Here is a 25,057-nt window from a genome sequence, read left to right as displayed (position 1 = left end):
CGCGCCGAGCCTCCAGGCGGGCTGCCGGGGGACGCTGGCAAGGTGGGACGCATGTCCACCGCAACCGACACCCCGAAGCGGCGCCGCCGCGGCCGCACCCTGACGATCGTCGTGATCGGCATCGTGGTCGTGCTCGCCGCGCTCGTCGTCATCGCCGAGTTCGTGCTCCGCGGCGTCGTGGACCGGATGATCGCGCAGCAGGTGGAGCAGTCCCTGCCCGCCGGGACCGAGGGCACGGTCGACGCCCACGCGAAGGGCGTCCTCATCCCGCAGCTGATCGGCGGCTCCCTCGACGAGGTCGAGATCTCGTCGAAGGAGATCACGGTCGACGGCGTCCCGCTCGCCGCCGACGTCACGGCGCACGACGTGCCGATCGACGGTGCCGGAGCCGTGCACGACGTCGACGGCACCGTGACGCTTGCGGCGTCGAGCGTGAAGGACCTGTCGAAGTACAGTCCGCTGTTCGACCGGATGTCACTCGTCGACGGCGGCGTGCAGCTGTCCGGCACGACCGCGGTGCTCGGCTACGACATCTCGTACGAGGCCCGCGGTTCCGTCGTCGCCCAGAGCGACGGCAAGGGCATCACGATCACCCCGAAGACGGTCAGGATCACGAACTCGGCCCTCGACCTCAAGGTGGACGACATCCCCGGGGTGACGAACACGCCCGTGTCGGTGTGCACGGCGCAGTTCCTGCCCGAGGCGCTGCGGGTCCGGTCACTCGACGTGACGGCTGCGCACGCGACGGTGCGCGTCACGGCGGACGAGCTCCCGCTGAGCGAGCAGGGCCTCCAGACCACCGGAACGTGCTGACTCGTCCACAGGGACGTAACGCAGGCCGGGAGGCTCGTCCCGGCTCGGTAGGATCGGGTCCCGTGAGCGAGAACCCACTTGCCCCGCCGCGGCTGCGGTTCCCGACGGACGCCTCCGCGCTGACCGCGCGGATCTGGCCCGCCTCCGCCACCAGGACGGACGACGGCTCGCTCGCGGTCGGCGGGGTGTCCGCCGACGACCTGGTGGCCGAGTACGGCACACCGCTCTACGTGGTCGACGAGCGTGACGTACAGTCCCGCGCGGTCCGGGTGCGCGACGCCTTCGCCGAGGCGTTCGGTCGCATCGGCACGACGGCGCATGTCTACTACGCGGGCAAGGCGTTCCTCACGACCCAGGTCGCCGCGTGGATGGCCGAGGCAGATCTCCGCGTCGACGTGTGCACCGGGGGAGAGCTCGCGGTCGCCCTGGCCGGCGGGGTCGACCCCGGTCGGCTCGGGTTCCACGGCAACGACAAGTCGGACGCCGAGATCGCCCGCGCGGTCCAGGTCGGTGTCGGCACGATCGTGCTCGACAGCCACGAAGAAGTGCAGCGGGTCGCCGACGCCGCAGCGGCCGCCGGGGTCGTCCAGCGTGTCCGCATCCGGATCAACAGCGGAGTGCACGCCTCGACGCACGAGTACCTCGCGACCGCTCGTGAAGACCAGAAGTTCGGCATCCCGTTGACCGAGGCGGTCGCCGCCGCGGAGACCATCCGGTCCCTGCCGTCCCTCGCGTTCGTCGGCCTGCACTCGCACATCGGTTCGCAGATCTTCGACGAGTCCGGTTTCCGCGAAGCCGCTCGTCGCCTGATGGACGTGCACGCGACGCTCGTGCAGTCCGGCCCGGTGCCGGAGCTCAACCTCGGCGGCGGGTGGGGCATCGACTACACCGAAGCCGACTCGGCGTTCGAACCGGAGGACGTGGCGGACGCCCTCGCGACGATCGTGGCGGACGCCTGCGCCGAGCGGAGCATCCCCGTGCCGGCGATCGCCGTCGAGCCCGGGCGGTACATCGTGGGGCCGGCGGGCCTCACGCTCTACCGGGTCGGCACGATCAAGCCGGTGACGCTCGAGACGTCCGACGGGCACGACCAGGCGACGCGCACCTACGTGTCGGTGGACGGCGGCATGAGCGACAACGCCCGTCCCGCCCTGTACAGCGCCGAGTACACCGCGCGCCTCGCCCGCACCTCCGACGCCGATGCGGTCCTGACCCGCGTCGTCGGCAAGCACTGCGAGAGCGGGGACATCGTCGTCCACGACGAGTACCTCCCGGGGGACGTCCACCGCGGCGACCTGCTGGCGGTCGCGGCGACCGGTGCCTACTGCTGGAGCCTCGCGAGCAACTACAACCACGTCGGTCGCCCGCCGGTCGTGGCGGTCGCCGACGGCCGAGCCCGTATCCTCGTCCGTGGTGAGACGGTCGACGACCTCCTCGCCCGCGACACCGGGGTGTCGCCCGCGGCCGCAGCCGGTGCCGCGCGGTGAGCCCCCGAGATCCCGGAGACACGCACCACATGATCGAATACCGCAACGTCCGCGTCGCGCTGCTCGGAGCCGGCTCGGTCGGCTCGCAGGTCGCGCGACTCCTCCTCGAGCACGGCGACGAGCTCGCCTCGCGCGCCGGCGCCGGCCTGGAACTCGTGGGCATCGCCGTCCGTGACGTCGACGCCCAGCGCGACGTCGACCTCCCGCGGGAGCTCTTCACCACGGACGCCGGTTCGCTGATCCTCGGCGCGGACATCGTCGTCGAGCTCATCGGCGGCATCGAGCCGGCACGCACCCTCGTGCTGCAGGCGCTGCAGTCCGGTGCCGACGTCGTGACGGGCAACAAGGCGCTCCTCGCGACCCATGGCCCCGAGCTCTTCGCCGCGGCGGAGCAGGTCGGCGCGCAGCTCTACTACGAAGCCGCCGTCGCCGGGGCGATCCCGATCATCCGTCCGTTGCACGACTCGCTCGCAGGGGACCGCATCGAGCGGATCATGGGCATCGTCAACGGCACCACGAACTTCATCCTCGACCTGATGGACCGCGAAGGCGCGACGTTCGAGGACGCCCTCGCGACCGCGACGGAGCTCGGGTACGCCGAGGCCGACCCGACCGCCGACATCGAGGGGTACGACGCCGCGCAGAAGGCCGCGATCCTGGCGTCGCTCGCGTTCCACACCTCGGTCCCGCTCGCCGCCGTGCACCGCGAGGGCATCACCTCGGTCACCATCGAGCAGGTCCGTGCCGCGCGCAAGGCCGGCTACGTCGTGAAGATCCTCGCGACGTGCGAACGTCTGACGGACGAGAACGGTCGCGAGGGCGTGAGCGCCCGCGTGTACCCGGCGCTCGTCCCGGACACCCACCCGCTCGCGAGCGTCCACGGCGCGAAGAACGCCGTCTTCGTCGAGGCGGAGGCCGCCGGCGACCTGATGTTCTACGGCGCAGGTGCCGGTGGTGTCGAGACGGCCTCCGCGGTCCTCGGCGACCTGGTGTCCGCTGCTCGTCGGCACGTGATCGGCGGCCCCGGCGTCGCCGAGTCGACCCAGTCCGCGCTGCCGGTCTTCCCGATCGGCACCGTCCGGACGAGCTACCAGATCACCCTGCACGTGACGGACGCCCCCGGCGTGCTGTCGACCGTCGCCGGGGTGCTCGCGAAGCACGGCGTCAGCGTCGAGACCGTCGAGCAGTCGAGCGCGCACGGCGAGGGCGGCACCGCCACCCTCGTGATCGGCACGCACGAAGCACGCGAGTCCGACCTCGCCGACACCGTCGCCGCCCTCCGTGGCGAGGCGACCGTGACCGACGTCGCCAGCGTGCTCCGCGTCGTCGGCGCCTGACCCGCACCGTCCCGACCAGCACCGCCCCCGTTCCACCAGCCCCGAAGCACCAGACAGAGAGAGAACCCTGATGGCCCACCAGTGGCAGGGAGTCCTGCGCGAGTACGCCGACCGTCTCGACGTGACCGAGGCGACGCCCGTCATCACGCTGGGGGAGGGCGGCACGCCGCTCATCCCGGCGCGGCGGCTGTCGGAGCGCACCGGCGCGGACGTCTACGTGAAGTTCGAGGGCATGAACCCGACGGGCTCGTTCAAGGACCGCGGCATGACGATGGCGATCTCGAAGGCCGTCGAGCACGGCGCGAAGGCCGTCATCTGCGCATCGACCGGCAACACCAGCGCCTCGGCCGCCGCGTACGCGACGCACGCCGGCATCACCGCCGCCGTCCTCGTGCCCGAGGGCAAGATCGCGATGGGCAAGCTCAGCCAGGCCGTCGCTCACGACGCCCAGCTGCTGCAGGTCCAGGGCAACTTCGACGACTGCCTCGACATCGCACGCGACCTCGCCGCGAACTACCCGGTGCACCTCGTCAACTCCGTGAACAACGACCGCATCGAGGGGCAGAAGACCGCCGCGTTCGAGGTCGTCGACGTCCTCGGCGACGCGCCGGACTTCCACTTCCTGCCGGTCGGCAACGCCGGCAACTACACGGCGTACTCCCGCGGCTACCGCGAGGACGTCGCCGCCGGTCGTTCGACCAGGATGCCGCGCATGTTCGGCTTCCAGGCTGCCGGCTCGGCACCGATCGTCAACGGTGCCGTCGTCGAGCACCCCGAGACGGTCGCGTCGGCGATCCGCATCGGCAACCCCGCGTCGTGGAAGTTCGCCCTCGAAGCGCGCGAGGAGACGGACGGCTACTTCGGCGCGATCACCGACGCCGGCATCCTCGCCGCGCACCGCATCCTGTCGGCCGAGGTCGGCGTCTTCGTCGAGCCGGCATCGGCCATCGGTGTCGCGGGACTCCTCGAGCGCGCGGACGCCGGGCAGATCCCGAAGGGCGCGAAGGTCGTCATCACGGTGACGGGCCACGGCCTGAAGGACCCGCAGTGGGCGCTCCGCACCGAGGACGGCAGCGACGTGACGCCGACGAGCGTCCCGGTCGACACCGCGGCGGTCGCCGACGTGCTCGGACTGGCCGGCGCGCAGTGAGCACCGACCGCTCGTCCGGGCCGGACGGGGGCGTCACCGCCCGCATCGCTGTACCGGCCGGACGGGCGGTCCGCGTGCGGGTGCCGGCGACCTCCGCCAACCTCGGACCGGGGTTCGACTCGCTCGGCCTGGCCCTCTCCCTGTACGACGAGGTCGACGTCCGCGTCCGGCACGAACCCGGTGCGACCGTCACGGTCGACGGGGTCGGTGCGGGCGAGGTCGCGACCGACGACACGAACCTCGTGGTCCGTGCGATCCGGCGTGGACTCGAGCACGCGGGCGTCGAGCAGCCGGGCCTCGAGCTGCACGCGGTGAACGCGATCCCGCACGGCCGCGGCATGGGGTCCTCCGCCGCCGCGATCGTCGCCGGGCTGATGGCGGCCAGGGGACTCCTCGAGGGCGTCGTCGACCTGGACGCGTCGACCCTGCTGACCCTCGCGACCGAGATGGAGGGCCACCCGGACAACGTCGCGCCGGCGCTCTTCGGCGGGCTCACGATCGCGTGGATGACCGCAGAGGGCCCCGCGTACAAGCGACTCCTGGTGCACCGCGGTGTCTCGCCGGTGGTCTTCGTGCCGACCTCGACGCTGTCGACGAAGCTCGCGCGGTCCCTGCAGCCGGCCAGCGTGCCGCACGCCGACGCCGCGTTCAACGTGTCCCGCTCCGCGCTCCTCGTCGCCGCGCTGATCCAGAGCCCCGAGCTCCTGCTCGCCGCGACCGAGGACCGGCTCCACCAGACGTACCGGGCGAGCGCGATGCCGGAGACCGACGTGCTCATCCGGCTGCTCCGGCAGCACGGCCTCGCTGCTGTGGTGTCCGGTGCCGGGCCGAGCCTGCTGGTGCTCGGGAGCGATCCCGCGCAGCGTCTGACGGCCGCCGGGCTGGTGGAGCGACACGCCGAATCCACCTGGCGCCCGCTCATGCTGGCCGTCGATCTGGGTGGTGCTACAGTGGAGCCGCACCCGGCGGTCCACGAAGAACGCCCCTAGCGCGGCTCAACAGCCAGCAGGGAATCTCCGACCCCAGGTGTGATCTCCCTCAGATCACCGAATCCCGGCCCGTCGTCTGAACGGCGGCCGATGCACTGCACTTGCCCACCCGTGCAAGTGCGCCCCGTGCGGGAGTCGGTGAAAAATCTCCGCGCTCTGCGGTTCGGAAGGAACACAGGAACTTGACCGACGTGAACAACTCTGCCGACACGGTGGAGATCCCCAGCGACCTGCGCGCACTGCGCCTGCCCGAGCTGCAGCGCATCGCCTCCTCCCTCGGCATCACGGGGCTCTCGAAGCTCCGCAAGGGCGACCTCATCGCCGCCATCGAGGACAAGCGCCCCGCCGAGGCGACGACGCCCGACACCACGGCCCCCGCGGCCCCCGCCGCTGCCGCCCAGGCGCCCGAGCAGCCCACGCTGCCCGAGGTCGAGGCCCCCGCCGCCGAGGCGACCACGACCGAGGCGCCCTCGCGTGCTCGTCGCTCGCGCCGCGCCACCTCGGGCGGCAACGTGACCACCGCGCCGACCACGGCAGCGGAGCACACCAACCACGGTCAGACCGGCACCGAGGACCTCCTCGCCGGGCTCGACCAGGTCCGCGCCGAGAAGGACGCCGCCGAAGCGAGCCAGAACGGCGGCCAGCCCGCCGGACAGAACGGTGGCCAGCGTCGCCGTCGTGGCCAGAAGCCCGCGGAGCAGGCTCCGACCAGCGCCGACGCGGCACCCGCTGCCGACGCCGAGCCGTCGACCGATGCGGTCGACGACCAGTCGAACCAGAACGACCAGCAGAACCAGAACGACCAGAACGACCAGCAGAACGACCAGAACGGCGAGCACGAGGGCGGTCAGCGCCGCGGTCGTCGCAGCCGTGGCCGTGGTCGCGGCCGTGGGCAGAACGCCGACACCGCCGACCAGCAGGGCCAGCAGGGCCAGCAGGCTCAGGACGACCAGAACGGTCGCCAGCAGAACGGCAAGCAGGACGCCGACAAGGGCGACCAGCAGAAGCAGGGCGACCAGCAGAAGCAGCAGCAGAAGCAGGGCCAGAACCAGCAGGGCCAGCAGAAGCAGAACCAGGGCCAGAGCAGCCAGAACCAGCGCGACGAGCAGCAGCGTCACAACGACGAGGCCGAGAGCGGCCGCAGCCGGCGCCAGCGTGACCGCAAGCGCGGCCGCGGTGGCCAGAACGACGACTTCGAGCCGGAGATCACCGAGGACGACGTCCTGATCCCGGTCGCGGGCATCCTCGACGTGCTCGACAACTACGCGTTCGTGCGGACGACCGGGTACCTCCCGGGCCCGAGCGACGTGTACGTCTCCCTCGGCCAGGTGAAGAAGTACCACCTGCGCAAGGGCGACGCGGTCGTCGGCGCGATCAAGCAGCCGCGTGACAACGAGCAGCAGAGCCGCCAGAAGTACAACGCCCTGGTGAAGATCGACACGATCAACGGCCAGTCCGCCGACGACGCCGCGAACCGCGTCGACTTCCAGGACCTCACCCCGCTGTACCCGAACGAGCGTCTGCGTCTCGAGACCGAGCCGGCGAAGCTGTCGACCCGGATCATCGACCTGGTCGCCCCGATCGGGAAGGGCCAGCGCGGCCTGATCGTCTCGCCGCCCAAGGCCGGCAAGACCGTCGTGCTGCAGGCCATCGCGAACGCGATCTCGAAGAACAACCCCGAGGCGCACCTGATGGTCGTCCTCGTGGACGAGCGGCCCGAAGAGGTCACCGACATGCAGCGCACGGTGAAGGGCGAGGTCATCGCCTCGACCTTCGACCGTCCCGCCGAGGACCACACCACGGTCGCCGAGCTCGCCATCGAGCGTGCGAAGCGCCTGGTCGAGCTCGGTCACGACGTCGTCGTGCTCCTCGACTCGATCACCCGCCTCGGCCGCGCCTACAACCTCTCGACGCCGGCCTCCGGTCGCGTGCTGTCGGGCGGCGTGGACTCGTCCGCGCTGTACCCGCCGAAGCGCTTCTTCGGCGCCGCGCGCAACATCGAGAACGGTGGCTCGCTCACCATCCTTGCCACGGCGCTCGTCGAGACCGGGTCGAAGATGGACGAGGTGATCTTCGAGGAGTTCAAGGGCACCGGCAACATGGAGCTCCGCCTGAACCGTCACCTGGCGGACAAGCGGATCTTCCCGGCCGTGGACGTCAACGCATCCGGCACCCGTCGCGAGGAGCAGCTGCTCTCCGCCGACGAGGTCAAGATCACGTGGCGGCTGCGTCGTGCCCTCGCCGGGCTCGACCCGCAGCAGGCGCTCGAGATCGTGCTGCGGAACCTCAAGGAGACGCAGTCCAACGTCGAGTTTCTCGTCCAGGTGCAGAAGTCGGTCCCGGCGACCGGCAACGGTCACCACGGCCACCAGGAGTAACCGGTGTTCGAGTCGGTAGCAGGGCTGCTGGCGGAACACGAGGACCTGACGCAGCAGCTGTCGGACCCCGCGCTCCACGCCGATCCGGCCCGGGCGAAGAAGGTCAACCGCCGCTTCGCCGAACTGAACCAGATCAAGTCCGCGTACGAGGCCTGGACGGCGGCGGGGGACGACCTCGCCGCCGCCCGGGAGCTCGCGCGCGAGGACCCGGCGTTCGCCGAAGAGGTCCCCGCGCTCGAGGAGCAGCTCGCCGAGCGCCAGGAGCGTCTCCGTCGGCTGCTCGTCCCGCGTGACCCCGACGACGGCCGCGACGTCATCATGGAGATCAAGGGCGGCGAGGGCGGCGAGGAATCGGCGCTCTTCGCGGCCGACCTCCTGCGCATGTACTCGCACTACGCCGAGTCCAAGGGCTGGAAGATCGAGCTCCTCGAGCGCACCGAGAGCGATCTCGGCGGCTACAAGGACGTCCAGGTCGCGATCAAGTCGAACTCGTCCGACCCCGCGCAGGGCGTCTGGGCGCACCTCAAGTACGAGGGCGGTGTGCACCGCGTGCAGCGTGTGCCGGCGACCGAGTCGCAGGGGCGCATCCACACCTCGACGACGGGCGTGCTCGTCTTCCCCGAGGTGGACGAGCCCGAAGAGGTCGAGATCAACCAGAACGACCTGAAGATCGACGTGTACCGGTCCTCCGGCCCCGGCGGTCAGTCGGTCAACACGACGGACTCCGCGGTCCGCATCACGCACCTGCCCACGGGCATCACGGTCGCGATGCAGAACGAGAAGTCCCAGCTGCAGAACCGCGAGGCGGGCATGCGCGTCCTGCGCGCCCGCATCCTGGCGAAGCAGCAGGAGGAGCTCGACGCGATCGCGTCGGACGCCCGTCGTTCGCAGATCCGCGGCATGGACCGGTCAGAGCGCATCCGCACGTACAACTTCCCGGAGAACCGCATCGCGGACCACCGCACCGGGTACAAGGCGTACGACCTGGACCGCGTGATGAACGGTGCGCTCGAGCCCGTCATCGAGTCCGCCATCCGTGCGGACGAAGAAGCACGCCTGGCCGCCGTCGGCGACCAGAGCTGAACCCCGGACTGGAGGCTCGGCTCCTGTCCGACATGCACGGTGCGCATCCAGCGGATCGGCTCCTCGACGAGGCGACCGCTGCGCTCGTCGCGCACGGTGTGCCGACACCGCGCGTGGATGCGGAACTCCTCCTCGCGTGGGCGACCGACACCTCGCGCGGCGCTGTCCAGGCGCGTGCGATGACCGGCGGGGCGATCGAGGGGGAGCACGTCGAACGCTTCCGTCAGGCCGTCGCCCGACGCATGACCCGTGAGCCGCTCCAGCACATCACCGGCGAGGCGCACTTCCGCGCGCTGACCCTGGCCGTCGGCCCCGGGGTGTTCGTCCCGCGGCCCGAGACCGAGGGTGTCGTGCAGTTCGGCATCGACGCGCTCCGGGCGACAGCGGTCCCGGAGCCGATCGCCGTGGACCTCGGGTCGGGGAGCGGCGCCATCGCGATCGCCATGGACACCGAGGTGCCGAACGCGCTCGTCTACGCCGTCGAACGCTCGGCCGAGGCGCTCCCGTGGACACGTCGCAACCTCGAGCGGTACGGCGGCACGGTCCGTCTCGTCGAGGGCGACCTCGCCGACGCGTTCCCGGAGCTCGACGGGACCGTCTCGGTCGTCGTGTCGAACCCGCCGTACGTCCCCGACGACGCGATCCCGGTGGATCCGGAGGTCCGTGACCACGACCCGGCGCTCGCGCTGTACGGCGGACCGGACGGCCTCGATGCCGTCCGAGCCCTCGCCGAGACCGCCTGGCGCCTGCTCGTCCCCGGCGGCGCGCTCGTCGTCGAGCACGCCGAGCCGCAGGGCGCAGCCGTGCGGGACGTCCTGGCGCGCCGGGGGTTCCGTTCCCCGGAGACGCACCAGGACCTGACGGGACGCGACCGCACGACCACCGCAACGCGCTGACCGGACGCACCCCGAGCCTCCCGTCCGCCTTGCCGAATCGCGCGTAGGTGACCGAATCGCGCGTAGGAGGTCAGACGTTCCGATCTCCTACGCGCGATTCGGCTTCCTAGTGCACGTGCGATGGGACAGAACGCGCGACGAAGTCCCGGACCGCCTCGCGCAGGTCGGTGTCGTGCTCCACCAGCACCGCGTGGATGCCGACGCTCCTGGCGCCTTCGATGTTCTCCGGCATGTCGTCGGCGAAGAAGGTGTCCTCCGGCCGCGCGCCGTGGTGCTCGAGCGCACGCAGGAAGACCTCGGGCTCCGGCTTCCTGGCACCGAAGTTGCTCGACGTGTCGAGGTGCTCGCCGAACAGCGGCGGCAGCGACGGCGCCCATTCGTGGATCCAGCGGCCGGCGAGCGGACCGTTGTTGGTGAGGAGCGCGACACGCCCGTGCTCGCTGGCGATGCGGACCGCCTCGATGCGCTGCGGGAGCTCGGTCATCGCGGAACCGCGGATCCGCGCCCACTCCGTCTCGGGGACCTCGCACTCCATCGCGGCCGCGAACGCGGCGAGGTACGCGTCGCCGTCCGGGAAGTGTCCGGCCTCGGCACGGGACTCGTTGCCGGTGAGCCACCACCGCCGACGGAGCTCGTCGAGCTCGTGCCCGGTGAGGTCGGTCAAGCCGGCCATCCGGGTCTTCCAGTCGTAGCGGACGAGCACGTCGTCCATGTCGAAGAGGAACAGGAGTCGGGGCGCTGGCGTCTCGTTCACGATGTCCTCCATTGTGTCGCACTATCATCGTCGAGTCATGGCATCCCGATACGACTGCACCGACCCCGACGGACTCCTGACCGGGATGCGGCTCGCACGTGCCGCACTCGGCCGGGGAGAACTCGTCGTCGTCCCCACCGACACCGTCTACGGCCTCGCGGCCGACGCCTTCGATGCGGCAGCCGTCCAGCGGCTCCTCGACGCCAAGGGACGGACCCGGCAGTCGCCGCCGCCGGTCCTCATCCCCGGTCCGCCGACGCTCGACGCGCTCGCGAGCGAGGTCCCGCAGCAGGTGCGCGACCTGGTCGCCGAGTTCTGGCCGGGCGGGCTGACCGTGATCCTGCACGCGCAGCCCTCCCTGGACTGGGACCTGGGGGAGACCCGCGGCACGGTCGCGCTCCGCATGCCGGACTCCCGGATCGCGCTCGAGCTCCTGCAGGAGGTCGGCCCGCTCGCGGTGTCGTCGGCGAACTCGACGGGCGACCCTGCCGCCATGACGATCGACGCCGCCGAGTCGATGCTCGGTGACAGCGTGTCCGTCTACCTCGACGGGGGTTCCCTCGAGCCGCACGACGGGTTCGAGGCGTCGACCGGGTCCACCATCGTCGACGCCACCGGGCTCTCCACCGGTGACGGGCTGCGCATCGTGCGGCACGGCGTCATCCCGGACTCGGAGATCGAACGGGTCGTCGGGGCCGACCTCGTCACGTGAAGTACTACCTGCTCGCGGGGCTCATCTCCGCGGTCGTGAGCTTCTTGGTCAGCCTGCTGGTCTGGAAGCTCGGCCTGAAGTACAAGTGGTACCCGAAGGTCCGCGAGCGCGACGTGCACCGCACCCCGACGCCGCGGCTCGGCGGGATCGCGATGTTCATCGGCGTGATGGTCTCGCTGCTGTGTGCGTGGTTCCTGTTCCCCGAGATCGCGGGTGTGGACTACTTCCGCCTGGTGTTCGCCGAACCCGGGCGCGTGCTGGCGGTGCTCGCCGGGGCGACGATCATCGTGGTGCTCGGTGTCGCCGACGACATCTGGGACCTCGACTGGATGACGAAGCTCGCCGGACAGATCATCGCCGCGGGGATCCTCGCGTGGCAGGGCGTCGCGATCGTGTCGCTGCCGATCGGCAACACGCTCGGCGTCGGCTCGTCCTACATGAGCCTGATCTTCACGGTCCTCGCGGTCGTGCTGGTGATGAACGCCGTCAACTTCATCGACGGGCTCGACGGCCTCGTCGCCGGTGTCGCGATCATCGCCGGCGGGGTGTTCTTCCTCTACACGTTCTTCATCAACCGCGTGGTCGTGCAGACCGAGTTCTTCTTCAACCTGCCGTCGCTGCTGACGGCCGTCCTCGTCGGCGCGTGCTTCGGGTTCCTCATCCTGAACTGGCACCCGGCGAAGCTCTTCATGGGGGACGCCGGCGCGCTGCTCGTGGGCTTCCTGATGGCCACGAGCGCCGTGTCGATCACGGGCAACATCGACCCGGCGGCGGTGCGCACCCGGACCGACCTGCTGCCGGCGTTCATCCCGATCCTGCTGCCGTTCGCGATCCTCATCGTGCCGATCCTCGACTTCGGGCTCGCCGTCGTCCGACGACTGAGCGCGGGGAAGTCGCCGTTCTCGGCCGACCGGAAGCACCTGCACCACCGGCTGCTCGACATGGGGCACTCGCACTTCCACGCCGTGCTGATCTTCTACGCCTGGACGGCGACCGTCGCGATCGGCTGTCTGCTGTTCCTGTTCCTGCAGTGGTGGTGGGTCGTGGCGTTCGTGGCGGTCGGGTTCACGATCTGCGCGATCGCGACGTTCGCCCCGCTCGGCCGGAAGCGCGCCGAGATCGCCGCCCAGAGCCGTGGCGGAACGGGCGCTGCCGTCGATGCCCGGCTCGACCCGCTCGACCGCGCAGCAGCCACCCGCGACATCCCGACCCCAGGAGACCCCTCGTGACCACGCCGAACGGCCTCGACCACGTCAGCCCGCTCTTCCGCCGCATCCTCGTGCAGGGGGCCGTGCTCGCGGTCGCCCTCGCCGTCGTCGGGGGAGTCGTCGGCTTCTTCGTCGCCGGGACTCCCGGGCTGGTCGGCGGGCTCATCGGCGCGGTGATGAGCGTCGTGTTCTGCGGGCTCACGGCGGTGAGCGTCCTGCTGGCGATCCGGTTCTCCCGAGGGCAGATGATCTCCGGCGCCTTCTTCGGCACGATCATGGGGATGTTCCTCGTGAAGTTCGTGCTCTTCATCGTGGTGCTGGTGCTGCTCAGGGACCGGGACTGGGTGAACACGCCGGTGCTCGCGATCGCGATCATCGTCGGCGTCATCGGGTCGCTCGTGATCGACGTCACGGTCATCGCCAAGGGGCGCGTGCCGATCGACGTGCCCCTGCCCGGCTCTGCGGACGCTGAGAAGGACGACCCACGCGTCTGAGAGCCCGGGAAGGCTCTGACACCTGATAGGGTTTGAGGAGTCCGCGCCCGGAGCCATGCTCGGAGCGGACGAGCCTCCACACAGTCCACCATCGCGTGCCATGACGTGCGCGCGCCGACACAGGAGACAGCGCTGCTATCCCACGCTCTTCCCCTGTCCCTCACCGCTGCGGCCAACACCGTTGCGGCGGGGAGCAGTAAGGCCGCCGAGTTCCATGGTCCGTCGATCAACGAGTTCTTCCCCGACCCGATCTTCTTCGCGGGGACGCCGTTCGAGATCGACCGGATCGTCATCATCCGCTTCATCGCGGTCGCAGTGCTGGTCGTCTTCGCCTTCGCGGGGACCCGTGCGCTCAAGCTGATCCCCAACCGTGGTCAGGCGTTCATCGAGTACGGCTTCGACGTCGTGCGCCGGAACACCTTCGACAACCTCGGCGAGAAGGACGGCAAGCGGTTCCTCCCGCTCCTGGCGACCATCTTCTTCGGCGTGCTGTTCATGAACCTGACGGGGCTCATCCCGTTCATGAGCATCGCCGGCACCAGCCGTATCGCGATGCCGCTGATCCTCGCGATCGTCGCGTACGTCGCGTTCATCTACGCCGGTCTCCGCAAGCACCCGGGCACGTTCCTCCGGAACTCGCTCTTCCCGCCCGGGGTGCCGTGGTACCTGTACATCATCGTGACGCCGATCGAGCTCGTCTCGACGTTCGTCCTCCGCCCGGTCACCCTGACCCTGCGACTGCTGATGAACATGGTGGTCGGTCACCTGCTCCTGGTGCTGTTCTTCTCGGCCACCTGGTTCTTCTTCTTCGACTCGCACAGCCTGCTGGCGTTCTTCGGGATCGGCACGCTCGCGTTCGGCATCGCCTTCAGCTTCTTCGAGATCCTCGTCGCGCTGCTCCAGGCGTACGTCTTCATGCTCCTCACCGCCGTCTACATCCAGCTGGCGCTGGCAGACGAGCACTGATTCCTCACTGACCCCCTACGGGGCCGGCAACCGTCGGGCCCGCACCTCGAAAGGAAAACACGTGGACGCAACGACCGTTCTCGCGGAGATCAACGGCAACATCGCGACGGTTGGCTACGGCCTCGCTGCGATCGGCCCGGCCATCGGCGTCGGCATCGTCGTCGGCAAGACGATCGAGTCCGTCGCTCGCCAGCCCGAGCTCCAGGGCCGACTGACGACCCTCATGTACATCGGTATCGCCTTCACCGAGGCCCTGGCCTTCATCGGTATCGCCACGTACTTCATCTTCACCAACTAAGGTTCCTCGATGCAGAACGCACTCATCATCGCGGCGGAGGAGACCCACAATCCGCTGATCCCGCCGGTGTACGACATCGTGTGGTCTGCGGTGGCCTTCGTCATCATCTTCCTGGTGTTCTGGCGTGTCGTCACGCCGCGCATCACGAAGATGCTCGATGAGCGCACCGAGGCCATCGAAGGCGGCATCAAGAAGGCCGAGGCCGCTCAGGAGCAGGCTGCTGCTGCGCTCGAGGAGTACAACAAGCAGCTCGCCGACGCCCGTGCCGAGGCCTCCCGCATCCGCGAGCAGGCTCGTGCGGACGCCACGGCGATCGGCAACGAGGTCCGCGAGCAGGCTGCTGCCGACGCCGCGCGCATCACGTCGAACGCCCAGGCGCAGATCGAGGCAGAGCGCCAGAGTGCGCTCCAGTCGCTCCGCACCGAGGTCGGCTCGCTCGCACTCGACCTCGCGTCCGGTGTCATCGGCGAGTCCCTCAAGGACGACGCCAAGGCCACCGCGGTCGTCGACCGCTTCCTCGCCGACCTCGAGTCGTCGAAGGACGCGCAGGCGTCGCAGGCAGAGACGGAGCGCTGAGCATGCGGAGCGCCACTCGTTCAGCACTCTCGTCGACGCAGGCGGTCCTCGCCGAACTCGGCGGGAGCGCCGACCTGGCGACCGGTGCTGAGATCCTCGCCGCAGGGCGAGTGGTGGCCGGTTCTTCGCAGCTCCTCACGCTGCTCGCCGACCCCACGGCGGACGTCGTCGGCAAGAAGGCGGTCATCGACCGTGTCTTCGCCGGGCAGGCGACCACCACGCGGGCCGTCCTGACGGCGGTCGCCGGCGCGCGCTGGTCCTCCCAGCAGGACCTGCTCGCCGGCATCGAGGACGCGGGCATCCGTGCCGTCGCGGCCACCGCCGACCCCGGCACCTCGATCGAGGCGGAGCTCTTCGCCTTCGAGACCGCCGTCCGGTCCGACGCGGGCCTCGAGCTCGCGCTCGGCACGAAGCTCGGCAGCCCCGCTGAGAAGAGCGCGCTCGTCGAGCGCCTCATCGGCGGCAAGTCGTCGGCGCAGACGGTGACGATCCTGTCGGCACTGGTCCAGCAGCCCCGCGGCCGCCGGATCGGTGAACTGGTCCGCGATGCCTCGCGCATCGTCGCCGACCAGGCCGAGAAGGTCGTGGCCACGGTCATCACCGCGACGGCGCTGTCGGAAGCACAGGCGGCTCGTGTCGCCCGTGGGCTGTCGGCGCGTTACGGCAAGGACATCATCGTCAACCACGTCGTCGACCCCAAGGTCGTCGGCGGGGTCAGGGTGCAGGTCGGCGGCGACGTCATCGACGGCACCGTGTCCACGCGCCTCGCCGACCTCCGGCTCCAGCTCGCGGGCTGAGCGTACGGTCGTACCCGACACCCCAAGTCCACAACGGGAACTGTCCTGACCGGACAGCATCACCCTCTCGGAGCCGAAGGGCCCCGGAAACCAACAAGGAAAATCCCATGGCAGACATCACCATCAGCCCCGATGAGATCCGTGATGCCCTGAAGGACTTCGTCTCGAACTACGAGCCGACGAAGGCCTCCACGGCCGAGGTCGGGCACGTCACCGACGCCGGTGACGGCATCGCCCACGTCGAAGGCCTCCCCGGCGTCATGGCCAACGAGCTCATCCGTTTCGAGGACGGCACGCTCGGCCTGGCCCAGAACCTGGACGAGGACGAGATCGGCGCCATCGTGCTCGGCGAGTTCGCCGGTGTCGAAGAGGGCCAGGAAGTCACCCGTACCGGTGAGGTCCTCTCCGCCCCCGTCGGTGACGGCTTCCTCGGTCGCGTCGTCGACCCGCTCGGCGCTCCGATCGACGGCCTCGGCGAGATCGTCGCAGAGGGCCGCCGTGCCCTCGAGCTCCAGGCGCCTGGCGTCATGTCGCGCAAGTCAGTGCACGAGCCGCTGCAGACCGGCATCAAGGCCATCGACGCGATGATCCCCGTCGGCCGCGGCCAGCGTCAGCTGATCATCGGCGACCGCCAGACCGGCAAGACGGCCATCGCGATCGACACGATCATCAACCAGAAGGCCAACTGGGAGTCCGGCGACGAGGACAAGCAGGTCCGCTGCATCTACGTCGCGATCGGTCAGAAGGGTTCGACGATCGCCTCCGTCAAGGGTGCGCTCGAGGACGCCGGCGCGATGGAGTACACCACCATCGTCGCCGCCCCGGCATCCGACCCGGCCGGCTTCAAGTACCTCGCCCCGTACACCGGCTCGGCCATCGGCCAGCACTGGATGTACCAGGGCAAGCACGTCCTCATCATCTTCGACGACCTGTCGAAGCAGGCAGAGGCCTACCGTGCCGTGTCGCTCCTCCTGCGTCGTCCGCCGGGACGCGAGGCCTACCCGGGTGACGTCTTCTACCTGCACTCCCGTCTGCTGGAGCGTTGCGCGAAGCTGTCCGACGAGCTCGGCGCCGGCTCGATGACGGGTCTCCCGATCATCGAGACCAAGGCGAACGACGTCTCGGCGTACATCCCGACCAACGTCATCTCCATCACCGACGGCCAGATCTTCCTGCAGTCGGACCTCTTCAACGCGAACCAGCGTCCGGCCGTCGACGTGGGCATCTCGGTGTCCCGCGTCGGTGGTGACGCCCAGGTGAAGTCGATCAAGAAGGTCTCCGGCACGCTGAAGCTCGAGCTCGCGCAGTACCGCTCGCTCGAGGCGTTCGCGATGTTCGCGTCCGACCTCGACCAGGCGTCGCGTCGTCAGCTCGACCGTGGTGCGCGTCTGACCGAGCTCCTCAAGCAGCCGCAGTACTCGCCGTACCCGGTCGAGGAGCAGGTCGTCTCGATCTGGGCCGGCACGAACGGCAAGCTCGACACGGTGCCCGTGCCGGACGTGCTCCGCTTCGAGTCCGAGCTGCTCGACCACCTGCGTCGCAACTCCGACGTCCTCACGACGCTGCGCGAGACGAACCAGCTCAGCGACGAGACCGTCGCCGAAATGTCGAAGCAGATCGACGAGTTCTCGAAGAGCTTCCAGACGAGCGACGGCAAGACGCTCGGGTCCGAGCAGTTCGACGCCGCCGACGCCGAGGACGTGGACCAGGAGCAGATCGTCAAGGGTCGTCGCTAGATGGCAGCGCAGGTCCGGGTCTACCGACAGCGAATCAAGTCGGCGAAGACCACGAAGAAGGTCACTCGCGCGATGGAGCTGATCTCGGCGTCGCGGATCCAGAAGGCACAGGCCCGCATGGCCGCGTCCGGCCCGTACTCGCGGGCCGTGACGCGGGCGGTGTCTGCCGTGGCGACGTTCTCGAACGTCGACCACGTGCTGACCACCGAGCCGGAGTCGTCGACGCGTGCGGCCGTGGTGCTGTTCACCTCGGACCGTGGCCTCAACGGCGCGTTCAGCACGAACGTCCTCAAGCAGGGCGAGGAGCTCGCCTCCCTGCTCCGCAGCGAGGGCAAGGACGTCGTGTTCTACCTCGTCGGGCGCAAGTCCGTCGGGTACTTCGCGTTCCGTGAGCGCCCGTCCGAGCAGCAGTGGGTCGGCAACACCGACCAGCCCGAGTTCTCGACGGCGAAGGAGATCGGCGACGCGGTCGTGTCGAAGTTCCTCCAGGACACGGCCGAGGGCGGCGTGGACGAGATCCACATCGTGTTCAACCGCTTCCTCAGCCTCGCGACCCAGGAGCCGCAGGTCGTCCGCCTGCTCCCGCTCGAGGTCGTCGAGGGTGTCGAGGAGCCGACGGACAACGAGCCGCTCCCGCTGTACGAGTTCGAGCCGGACGCCGATGCGGTGCTCGACTCGCTGCTCCCGGTCTACATCGAGAGCCGCATCTTCAACGCCATGCTCCAGTCGGCTGCCTCCGAGCACGCCGCCCGGCAGAAGGCGATGAAGGCGGCCAGCGACAACGCCGACTCGCTCATCCGTGACTTCACCCGTCTCGCGAACAACGCGCGCCAGGCCGAGATCACCCAGCAGATCTCCGAGATCGTCGGCGGCGCCGACGCCCTCTCGTCGAAGAAGAAGTAGTCCGCGTCGTTCGCGGACAGATACCCACCCTCAGGAAGGCACCAGCCATGACCGACACCGCAACCACCGCGGTCGAGACGTCGTCGGCGCCCGGTGTCGGCCGGATCGCCCGTGTCACGGGTCCCGTCGTCGACATCGAGTTCCCGCACGACGCAATCCCGGAGATGTACAACCTCCTGTTCACGACCATCACCATCGGTGACTCGTCGCAGGAGATCGGCCTCGAGGTCGCACAGCACCTCGGCGACGACCTCGTCCGTGCCATCTCCCTGAAGCCGACCGACGGCCTCGTCCGTGGTCAGGAGGTCCGTGACTCGGGCGCCCCGATCTCGGTCCCCGTCGGCGACGTCACCAAGGGCAAGGTCTTCGACGTGCTGGGCAACGTGCTCAACACCGACGAGAAGCTCGAGATCACCGAGCGCTGGCCGATCCACCGCAAGGCCCCGGCGTTCGACCAGCTCGAGTCCAAGACCTCGATGTTCGAGACCGGCATCAAGTCGATCGACCTCCTCACCCCGTACGTCCAGGGTGGCAAGATCGGTCTGTTCGGTGGTGCCGGTGTCGGCAAGACCGTCCTCATCCAGGAGATGATCCAGCGCGTCGCGCAGGACCACGGTGGTGTGTCGGTGTTCGCCGGTGTCGGTGAGCGCACCCGTGAGGGCAACGACCTCATCGGTGAGATGGAAGAGGCGGGTGTCTTCGACAAGACCGCCCTCGTGTTCGGCCAGATGGACGAGCCGCCGGGAACGCGTCTGCGCGTCGCCCTGTCGGCGCTGACGATGGCGGAGTACTTCCGCGACGTCCAGAAGCAGGACGTGCTCCTCTTCATCGACAACATCTTCCGCTTCACGCAGGCCGGCTCCGAGGTCTCCACGCTGCTCGGCCGCATGCCGTCCGCGGTGGGCTACCAGCCGAACCTCGCCGACGAGATGGGTGTGCTCCAGGAGCGCATCACCTCGACGCGTGGTCACTCGATCACCTCGCTGCAGGCGATCTACGTCCCGGCCGACGACTACACCGACCCGGCGCCGGCGACCACGTTCGCGCACCTCGACGCCACGACCGAGCTCTCCCGTGAGATCGCGTCGCAGGGCCTCTACCCGGCGATCGACCCGCTGACCTCCACGTCGCGGATCATGGACCCCCGGTACCTGGGCGCCGACCACTACCAGACGGCGACCCGCGTCAAGCAGATCCTCCAGAAGAACAAGGAACTGCAGGAGATCATCGCCATCCTCGGTGTCGACGAGCTCTCCGAAGAGGACAAGATCACGGTCGAGCGCGCTCGTCGTATCCAGCAGTTCCTCTCGCAGAACACGTACATGGCGAAGAAGTTCACCGGTGTCGAGGGCTCCACGGTCCCGCTCAAGGACACGATCGAGTCCTTCCGCGCGATCGCCGACGGCGAGTTCGACCACGTGGCCACGCAGGCCTTCTTCAACGTCGGTGGCATCAACGACGTCGAAGAGAAGTGGGCGCAGATCCAGAAGGAGAACCGCTGACATGGCGGGTCTCACCGTGAGTGTCGTCTCGGCGGACCGCGAGGTCTGGACGGGCGACACCACCATGGTCGTCGCACGCACGACAGAGGGCCAGATCGGCATCCTGGCGGGTCACGAGCCGATGCTCGCGATCCTCGCCCAGGGCCAGGTCCGCATCACGCGGGCCGACGGTTCGACCGTCGCGGTCGACGCTGAGGACGGGTTCCTCTCGGTCGAGCACGACACGGTCACGATCGTGGCGCGGCAGGCCGCGCTGGCCTCCTGACCGGACTGACCGTCCTCCTCCCGCCTTCGGAGACGAAGCGGGAGGGTGGGGACACGGGATCCACCCTCGACCTGGGTGGGCTCTCGTTCCCGGAACTGACCCGAGAGCGGGCCGCGGTGATCGCCGCGGCCCGCTCCGTCAGTTCCGAGGAGTCCACCGCGCGGACGGCGCTCAAGCTCGGGCCGAAGTCGATCGCCGAGCGGTTCCGGAACCTCTCCCTGGACACGTCGCCGACCTTGCCAGCGATCGAGCGGTACACCGGCGTGCTCTACGACCCGCTGGACGTCCCGTCGGCGTCGGCTGCGGCGCGAGCCTGGTGGTACCGGCACGTGGTCGTTCAGTCGGCCATGTTCGGGCCGATCGGTGCGGGGGACCCGATCCCGGCCTACCGGTTGTCGCACGACTCGCGGCTCGGGGCGTTGCGCCTCGCGTCGCACTGGCCAGCCGTCTCGACCGCAGCGTTGTCCACCAGGAGCGGGGGACTGGTCCTCGACCTGCGCTCGGAGGGATACCGCGCACTCGGTCCGGTCGACGGTGCCGTGGCCCTGCGGGTCGTGAGCGTCGACGGCAGCGGCCGCCGGAAGGCGCTGAACCACTGGAACAAGACCGCGAAGGGCCGGCTGGTGTCGTTGCTGGCTCGGACCGGTGCGTCGATCGGGTCGATGGACGACCTCGTCGCGTGGGCGACGTCCGTGGGCGTGTCGGTCGAGCGCTCGGACACCGGGTGGGACCTGGTCGCGGAGAGCCTGGAGCCGGTCTCCGTCTGATCCGCGGTCGTTCCTCCACAGGCGCCCCCGTACGTCGCGGTCACCACGGACTCGCCTCCGTCACCGCTCTGGAGGCTCGGTGCGCGTTTCGATGGACGCATGAACCTCGACGTCGCACAATCGTCCAGCTCCCCGTTCGTCCGCCATCCGCGCGAGATCGCGGCAGCGGTGACCCTGCCCGTCGCCGCCGCCGCGCTCGTCGCGCCCGGCACCGCGCTCCTCGATGCCGCCGGCCGGTCGGCCGTCGCGACCGCGTGCGCGGCACTCGCGACCCGGATGGCCCTGGTGCGGTTCATCGGTGCCGCATCCGGACCGGACCTGCGGGCGGTCCGTCCGTTCGATCCCTTCACGGATCCGACCCCGTCGGTGTTCCACGGCCGCGGCCCGGCCCCGTCGCGCGACCGCATCCGGACCGCCGGCGCGCGGTGCACCGCGGTCTGGCACGGCTGGAAGCAACAGGGCTCACCGCGTGACGAACGTCGGGGCGTCGCGGGTGCCGTCGCGCTCGGTGCCTGGTGCTCATGGGCCGTCGGTGCGTTGACCGAGGCCGAGGTCCGAGCCGGGTACGCGCTCGACGTGGTGCCGGACGACGCGTTGGCGCTCGTCGTGCATCGATCAGCCCGTGCCGGGGCACGCCCGGAGTGGTGGGGGTGACGGGGCGTGCACCGGATCGTCTACGGTTGTGAGACCGCATCGCGGGCAGGACCCGCCGCGGAGAGGACCCACCGCGGAGAGGACCCACCGCGGAGAGGACCCTTTGCGGAGAGGACACAGGGAGGCACCACGTGCACGACGACGCCGATGACGTCGAGGACACGGTGATCCGTCCTCGGTCGCGGTCGCTCGGATCCGCTCGCACACAGGACGCGATCGACGACACGGTCCTCCGGGCTCCTTCGGGCGGCGGACCGCACGAGTCGGACCAGCTCGACGACGGCCCGCTCGGGGACACCGTCATCCGTGGGCCGCGCCCTGCGGCGGACCCGTCGACGGTCTCCGAGGACACGGTCCTCGGGATGCCGCGGACCGCGCCGTCCACGCAGCTGACGGCCTCGCCGCCGGTCGCGCCCCCGAGCCTCCCGGCCGTCCCCGACCAGCCACGCACCCGCGTGCCCTCGATCCGTGTCGGTGGCCGCGTCATCCGACTCGACCACCCGGTGGTCATCGGCCGGCGTCCCGCGTTGCCGCGTGTCGTGCGGGGACCGGCGCCCGAACTCGTGACCGTGCCGTCGCCGCTCGGACAGGTGTCGTCGTCCCACCTGCTGGTGCACGCCGAGGGTGAAGCCGCGGTCGTCGACGACCTGCGTTCGACCAACGGGACCGTCGTCCGGCCCGCCGGCTCGGCGCCGTACCGGATGTCGTCGGGTGCGTCGATCGTCGCGCTGACGGGTACGGTAGTCGAGATCGGGGACGGCATCGCGGTGGAGATCCTCTCGCCGCACCTCCGGCTCACGCCAGGGGCCGACGGTGTCCCGCCGTCGCTCCACCAGCCTCCGACCCACCAGACCGGCACGCCCCGAACCCCCAGAGAGCGATCCTGAAACGTGACCGAACTCGGCCGAGCAGCCGCAGCCCACGCCATCGACGTCCCCGGAACGCACGGCGCCACCCTGACGCTCTCGTGGGGAGCCGCGACCGACGTCGGTCGTCGCCGTGACCACAACGAGGACAGCTACATCGTCGAAGCACCGTTCTTCGTCGTCGCGGACGGCATGGGCGGACACCTCGCCGGTGACCGCGCGAGCGACGCCGTGGTCCGTCGCCTCGGTGACTCGGTCGACGGGCCGTTCGGTACCCGACAGTCGATCCAGCGCGCGCTCCTGCTCGCGACGGCGGACATCGAACGTGCGGCCGGCGGCAACGCGATCGGTGCCGGCACCACGGTGACCGGACTCGCGCTCGTCGCGTCGAACGGGCAGCCGGCAGCGCTCGTCTTCAACGTGGGCGACTCGCGGACGTACCGGGTGGACGACGGCGTCCTCCGTCGGATCACGGTCGACCACTCGGTCGTGCAGGAGATGGTCGACGCCGGTGTCCTGCGGGCAGAGGACGCCGAGGCGCACCCGGACAGCAACGTCATCACCCGCGCGGTCGGCTTCGGCGAACCGCCGGAGCCGGACTGGTGGACGCTGCCGCTCCGCACCGGCGACCGGTACATCGTGTGCTCTGACGGTCTGACGAAGGAGATCGGCGACGCGGTCATCGGCCGCATCGCCGCGAAGGTCGCCGACCCGCAGGAGCTCGCCGAGCGCCTGGTGGGTGACGCCCTGATCGCGGGTGGCCGCGACAACGTCACCGTCGTCGTCCTCCAAGTGGAGGACGCACCGCAGGACGGCGACATCGAGGACACGCTGCCTCGACACTAGATGTCCCCCGAATTGGGGGAGTGCGTCGGTATCCCGTTCTCTGGAGTGCGGAATTCCAGCGCGTCCGGCTCCGTAGACTGAAGGGCCGCGAGCAAGAGCAGGCCGTGTCGGCCGGGGAGGAAAGGTGCCATGGCGCGACGGCTGCCGTCCACCCCTCCCGTGATCGCCGGGTTCAGCCCGGTCCACGTCCTCGGCTCCGGCGGCTTCGCCGACGTGTTCCTCTACGAGCAGGACATGCCGCGGCGCCAGGTCGCGGTGAAGGTCCTGCTCGACGAAGTCGTCGACGACCGGGTCCGACAGATGTTCCAGGCCGAGGCGAACCTGATGGCGCGGCTCAGCACGCACCCGTCCATCCTCACCGTGTTCCAGGCGAGCGTCGCGGCCGACGGGCGTCCCTACCTGGTGATGGAACTCTGCTCGTCGTCGCTGAGCGAGCGCTACCGACGCGAGCCGATCCCGGTGTCCGAGGTCCTGTCGATCGGTGTCCGGATCGGTTCCGCGCTCGAGACGGCGCACCGTGAAGGCGTCCTGCACCGCGACATCAAGCCCTCCAACATCCTGCTCACCGCGTACGGCAACCCCGTGCTGTCCGACTTCGGCATCGCGGCGACCATCGGCGAGTCCGACCCCGACGAGCCGATCGGCATGTCCATCCCGTGGTCGGCGCCGGAGGTCCTCATCGACGAGTCCCGCGGGACCATCCAGTCCGAGGTCTACTCCCTCGCGGCGACGGTCTTCTCGCTCCTCGCCGGACGCAGCCCGTTCGAGGTCCCCGGCGGCAAGAACGGTGCCGCCGACCTGATGGCGCGCGTGGACAAGGGCGGCGTGAAGCCGTCCGGTCGCACGGACGTGCCGCCGTCGCTCGAACGACTGCTCGCCACCGCGATGTCCCGCAAGGTGCAGCTGCGCCCGGCCACCGTGATGGAGCTCGTCCGTGGCTTCCAGCAGGTCCAGGCCGAGCTCGGCATCCCGCAGACCGCCGCCGACGTCGCGGTCGAGGCATGGGCCGTCGCCACGCCCACGCCGGAGGGCGACCGCACGATGATCCGGGAACTCCAGCCCCCGAGCCGGGTCGGTCGTCGGCGCCGGACTCGTCGCCCGGTGCAGGGCGGTGTGGCGGCCACCGGTTCGCGGAGCGTCGGCACCGTCCACCGGACCGGCTCGGTCACCCGGGCCCGCCGTCGATCGCGCCGGACCGTGATCTGGGCGTCCTCGGTCGCGGCTGCGGTCGTGGTCGCCCTCGCGGTCACGTCCTTCGTCCTCGTGACGCGCGTCGGTTCCGGGGCGATCCCCACGGTCTCCGACGTCCGCGCGTCGACCGCCGGTCAGTCCGTCACGTTCCGCTGGAGCGACCCGGGACTCCGGAACGGCGACACCTACGTGATCTCCTCGAACGGCGCGTCGAGCCAGCAGTCGGGCACGTCGTTCGTCGTCTCCGGCAGCAAGGGCGACGAGGAGTGCATCTCCGTCGCGGTGAACCGTGACGGCAAGACCGGTGTCGCGAGTGCCGAACGGTGCGCCACGATCGGCGGCGGCTCGTGATCCGACGGCTCATCGCTCAACACCGGTCCGCCGCGATC

25 protein-coding genes are annotated in these 25,057 nt (G+C 69.9%); 24 read left to right on the top strand and 1 reads right to left on the bottom strand.

Features of this window, described 5'->3' with window-relative positions; genetic code table 11:
• The first annotated feature begins 51 nt into the window (after positions 1 to 51).
• The 8 genes from ACO0E1_RS10260 (at position 52) to prmC (ending at position 10,133) form a co-directional block, all read left to right on the top strand.
• Positions 52 to 813 carry an LmeA family phospholipid-binding protein gene (locus ACO0E1_RS10260; protein WP_422874081.1) on the top strand — a complete coding sequence of 254 codons (762 nt, stop codon included), beginning with the start codon at positions 52 to 54 and terminating at the stop codon, positions 811 to 813.
• A gap of 62 nt (positions 814 to 875) precedes the next feature.
• Positions 876 to 2,300: a diaminopimelate decarboxylase gene (lysA, locus tag ACO0E1_RS10255; protein WP_422874080.1), complete on the top strand. Its 1,425-nt coding sequence runs from the start codon at positions 876 to 878 to the stop codon at positions 2,298 to 2,300.
• Positions 2,301 to 2,329: 29 nt separating this feature from the next.
• Positions 2,330 to 3,637 carry a homoserine dehydrogenase gene (locus ACO0E1_RS10250; protein ID WP_402728885.1) on the top strand — a complete coding sequence of 436 codons (1,308 nt, stop codon included), beginning with the start codon at positions 2,330 to 2,332 and terminating at the stop codon, positions 3,635 to 3,637.
• Positions 3,638 to 3,707: 70 nt separating this feature from the next.
• Positions 3,708 to 4,787 carry a threonine synthase gene (thrC, locus tag ACO0E1_RS10245; RefSeq protein WP_422874079.1) on the top strand — a complete coding sequence of 360 codons (1,080 nt, stop codon included), beginning with the start codon at positions 3,708 to 3,710 and terminating at the stop codon, positions 4,785 to 4,787.
• Between the two features lie 44 nt (positions 4,788 to 4,831).
• Complete coding sequence (thrB, locus tag ACO0E1_RS10240) at positions 4,832 to 5,776, top strand: homoserine kinase (RefSeq protein WP_422874094.1); 945 nt, start codon at positions 4,832 to 4,834, stop codon at positions 5,774 to 5,776.
• Positions 5,777 to 5,958: 182 nt separating this feature from the next.
• On the top strand, positions 5,959 to 8,154 hold the full coding sequence (gene rho / locus ACO0E1_RS10235) for a transcription termination factor Rho (protein ID WP_422874078.1): 2,196 nt from the start codon (positions 5,959 to 5,961) through the stop codon (positions 8,152 to 8,154).
• Positions 8,155 to 8,157: 3 nt separating this feature from the next.
• A complete protein-coding gene (gene prfA / locus ACO0E1_RS10230; protein ID WP_281264754.1) occupies positions 8,158 to 9,237 on the top strand; it encodes a peptide chain release factor 1 in 1,080 nt (359 codons plus the stop codon).
• A gap of 32 nt (positions 9,238 to 9,269) precedes the next feature.
• Complete coding sequence (gene prmC / locus ACO0E1_RS10225) at positions 9,270 to 10,133, top strand: peptide chain release factor N(5)-glutamine methyltransferase (protein ID WP_422874077.1); 864 nt, start codon at positions 9,270 to 9,272, stop codon at positions 10,131 to 10,133.
• A 106-nt stretch (positions 10,134 to 10,239) separates the two neighbouring features.
• On the opposite strand, the gene ACO0E1_RS10220 is transcribed toward prmC, so the two are convergent.
• Positions 10,240 to 10,887 carry an HAD-IA family hydrolase gene (locus ACO0E1_RS10220; RefSeq protein WP_422874076.1) on the bottom strand — a complete coding sequence of 216 codons (648 nt, stop codon included), beginning with the start codon at positions 10,885 to 10,887 and terminating at the stop codon, positions 10,240 to 10,242.
• A 37-nt stretch (positions 10,888 to 10,924) separates the two neighbouring features.
• On the opposite strand from ACO0E1_RS10220, the gene ACO0E1_RS10215 reads away from it, so the two are divergent.
• From ACO0E1_RS10215 to ACO0E1_RS10140, 16 genes are all read left to right on the top strand, one after another.
• Positions 10,925 to 11,599 (top strand): L-threonylcarbamoyladenylate synthase, encoded by a 675-nt coding sequence (locus tag ACO0E1_RS10215; protein ID WP_422874075.1) that lies wholly within the window; start codon positions 10,925 to 10,927, stop codon positions 11,597 to 11,599.
• Positions 11,596 to 12,828, top strand: a complete 1,233-nt coding sequence (locus ACO0E1_RS10210; RefSeq protein ID WP_422874074.1) for an MraY family glycosyltransferase — start codon at positions 11,596 to 11,598, stop codon at positions 12,826 to 12,828. The genes ACO0E1_RS10215 and ACO0E1_RS10210 overlap by 4 nt, the downstream gene beginning before the upstream one ends.
• Complete coding sequence (locus ACO0E1_RS10205; protein WP_422874073.1) at positions 12,825 to 13,301, top strand: Cg1360 family ATP-synthase-associated protein; 477 nt, start codon at positions 12,825 to 12,827, stop codon at positions 13,299 to 13,301. Before ACO0E1_RS10210 ends, ACO0E1_RS10205 begins: the two co-directional genes overlap by 4 nt.
• Before the next feature lie 105 nt (positions 13,302 to 13,406).
• Complete coding sequence (gene atpB, locus ACO0E1_RS10200; RefSeq protein ID WP_422874072.1) at positions 13,407 to 14,267, top strand: F0F1 ATP synthase subunit A; 861 nt, start codon at positions 13,407 to 13,409, stop codon at positions 14,265 to 14,267.
• A gap of 61 nt (positions 14,268 to 14,328) precedes the next feature.
• The gene (gene atpE, locus ACO0E1_RS10195) at positions 14,329 to 14,565 is read left to right on the top strand and encodes an ATP synthase F0 subunit C (protein WP_027465781.1); all 237 of its coding nucleotides are present in this window, start codon (positions 14,329 to 14,331) and stop codon (positions 14,563 to 14,565) included.
• 9 nt (positions 14,566 to 14,574) lie between these two features.
• The gene (locus tag ACO0E1_RS10190; RefSeq protein ID WP_281264748.1) at positions 14,575 to 15,141 is read left to right on the top strand and encodes a F0F1 ATP synthase subunit B; all 567 of its coding nucleotides are present in this window, start codon (positions 14,575 to 14,577) and stop codon (positions 15,139 to 15,141) included.
• 2 nt (positions 15,142 to 15,143) lie between these two features.
• The gene (locus ACO0E1_RS10185) at positions 15,144 to 15,938 is read left to right on the top strand and encodes a F0F1 ATP synthase subunit delta (RefSeq protein WP_422874071.1); all 795 of its coding nucleotides are present in this window, start codon (positions 15,144 to 15,146) and stop codon (positions 15,936 to 15,938) included.
• 107 nt (positions 15,939 to 16,045) lie between these two features.
• Positions 16,046 to 17,674, top strand: coding sequence for a F0F1 ATP synthase subunit alpha (gene atpA, locus ACO0E1_RS10180; protein WP_281264746.1), 1,629 nt, complete (start codon positions 16,046 to 16,048; stop codon positions 17,672 to 17,674).
• Positions 17,675 to 18,577, top strand: a complete 903-nt coding sequence (locus ACO0E1_RS10175) for a F0F1 ATP synthase subunit gamma (protein WP_422874070.1) — start codon at positions 17,675 to 17,677, stop codon at positions 18,575 to 18,577. It begins immediately after the preceding gene.
• Between the two features lie 47 nt (positions 18,578 to 18,624).
• On the top strand, positions 18,625 to 20,079 hold the full coding sequence (gene atpD, locus ACO0E1_RS10170; RefSeq protein ID WP_144765305.1) for a F0F1 ATP synthase subunit beta: 1,455 nt from the start codon (positions 18,625 to 18,627) through the stop codon (positions 20,077 to 20,079).
• A gap of 1 nt (position 20,080) precedes the next feature.
• Positions 20,081 to 20,344 (top strand): F0F1 ATP synthase subunit epsilon, encoded by a 264-nt coding sequence (locus tag ACO0E1_RS10165; protein ID WP_056124084.1) that lies wholly within the window; start codon positions 20,081 to 20,083, stop codon positions 20,342 to 20,344.
• The gene (locus ACO0E1_RS10160; protein WP_422874093.1) at positions 20,341 to 21,111 is read left to right on the top strand and encodes a YaaA family protein; all 771 of its coding nucleotides are present in this window, start codon (positions 20,341 to 20,343) and stop codon (positions 21,109 to 21,111) included. Before ACO0E1_RS10165 ends, ACO0E1_RS10160 begins: the two co-directional genes overlap by 4 nt.
• A gap of 99 nt (positions 21,112 to 21,210) precedes the next feature.
• Complete coding sequence (locus ACO0E1_RS10155; RefSeq protein ID WP_422874069.1) at positions 21,211 to 21,765, top strand: hypothetical protein; 555 nt, start codon at positions 21,211 to 21,213, stop codon at positions 21,763 to 21,765.
• Positions 21,766 to 21,896: 131 nt separating this feature from the next.
• Positions 21,897 to 22,652 carry an FHA domain-containing protein gene (locus tag ACO0E1_RS10150; protein ID WP_422874068.1) on the top strand — a complete coding sequence of 252 codons (756 nt, stop codon included), beginning with the start codon at positions 21,897 to 21,899 and terminating at the stop codon, positions 22,650 to 22,652.
• Between the two features lie 3 nt (positions 22,653 to 22,655).
• Entirely contained in the window at positions 22,656 to 23,477 is an 822-nt protein-coding gene (locus ACO0E1_RS10145) for a PP2C family protein-serine/threonine phosphatase (protein ID WP_422874067.1), read from the top strand.
• Between the two features lie 129 nt (positions 23,478 to 23,606).
• On the top strand, positions 23,607 to 25,019 hold the full coding sequence (locus ACO0E1_RS10140; RefSeq protein WP_422874066.1) for a serine/threonine-protein kinase: 1,413 nt from the start codon (positions 23,607 to 23,609) through the stop codon (positions 25,017 to 25,019).
• The last annotated feature ends 38 nt before the right edge of the window (positions 25,020 to 25,057 follow it).

Origin of the sequence: Curtobacterium guangdongense, assembly GCF_049341845.1 — a bacterium.
In the GTDB taxonomy this organism is placed as follows: domain Bacteria; phylum Actinomycetota; class Actinomycetes; order Actinomycetales; family Microbacteriaceae; genus Curtobacterium; species Curtobacterium guangdongense.
The sequence above is the reverse complement of the archived record's forward strand: the minus strand, read 5'-3'. Positions and strand labels throughout refer to the sequence as shown.

Coding starts and splice junctions, on each gene's coding strand:
- ACO0E1_RS10260 (WP_422874081.1), top strand. CDS start 52: ATGTCCACCGCAACCGACACCCCGAAGCGGCGCCGCCGCGGCCGCACC.
- ACO0E1_RS10250 (WP_402728885.1), top strand. CDS start 2,330: ATGATCGAATACCGCAACGTCCGCGTCGCGCTGCTCGGAGCCGGCTCG.
- thrC (WP_422874079.1), top strand. CDS start 3,708: ATGGCCCACCAGTGGCAGGGAGTCCTGCGCGAGTACGCCGACCGTCTC.
- prmC (WP_422874077.1), top strand. CDS start 9,270: ATGCACGGTGCGCATCCAGCGGATCGGCTCCTCGACGAGGCGACCGCT.
- ACO0E1_RS10215 (WP_422874075.1), top strand. CDS start 10,925: ATGGCATCCCGATACGACTGCACCGACCCCGACGGACTCCTGACCGGG.
- ACO0E1_RS10190 (WP_281264748.1), top strand. CDS start 14,575: ATGCAGAACGCACTCATCATCGCGGCGGAGGAGACCCACAATCCGCTG.
- ACO0E1_RS10185 (WP_422874071.1), top strand. CDS start 15,144: ATGCGGAGCGCCACTCGTTCAGCACTCTCGTCGACGCAGGCGGTCCTC.
- atpA (WP_281264746.1), top strand. CDS start 16,046: ATGGCAGACATCACCATCAGCCCCGATGAGATCCGTGATGCCCTGAAG.
- ACO0E1_RS10175 (WP_422874070.1), top strand. CDS start 17,675: ATGGCAGCGCAGGTCCGGGTCTACCGACAGCGAATCAAGTCGGCGAAG.
- atpD (WP_144765305.1), top strand. CDS start 18,625: ATGACCGACACCGCAACCACCGCGGTCGAGACGTCGTCGGCGCCCGGT.
- ACO0E1_RS10165 (WP_056124084.1), top strand. CDS start 20,081: ATGGCGGGTCTCACCGTGAGTGTCGTCTCGGCGGACCGCGAGGTCTGG.
- ACO0E1_RS10155 (WP_422874069.1), top strand. CDS start 21,211: ATGAACCTCGACGTCGCACAATCGTCCAGCTCCCCGTTCGTCCGCCAT.
- ACO0E1_RS10140 (WP_422874066.1), top strand. CDS start 23,607: ATGGCGCGACGGCTGCCGTCCACCCCTCCCGTGATCGCCGGGTTCAGC.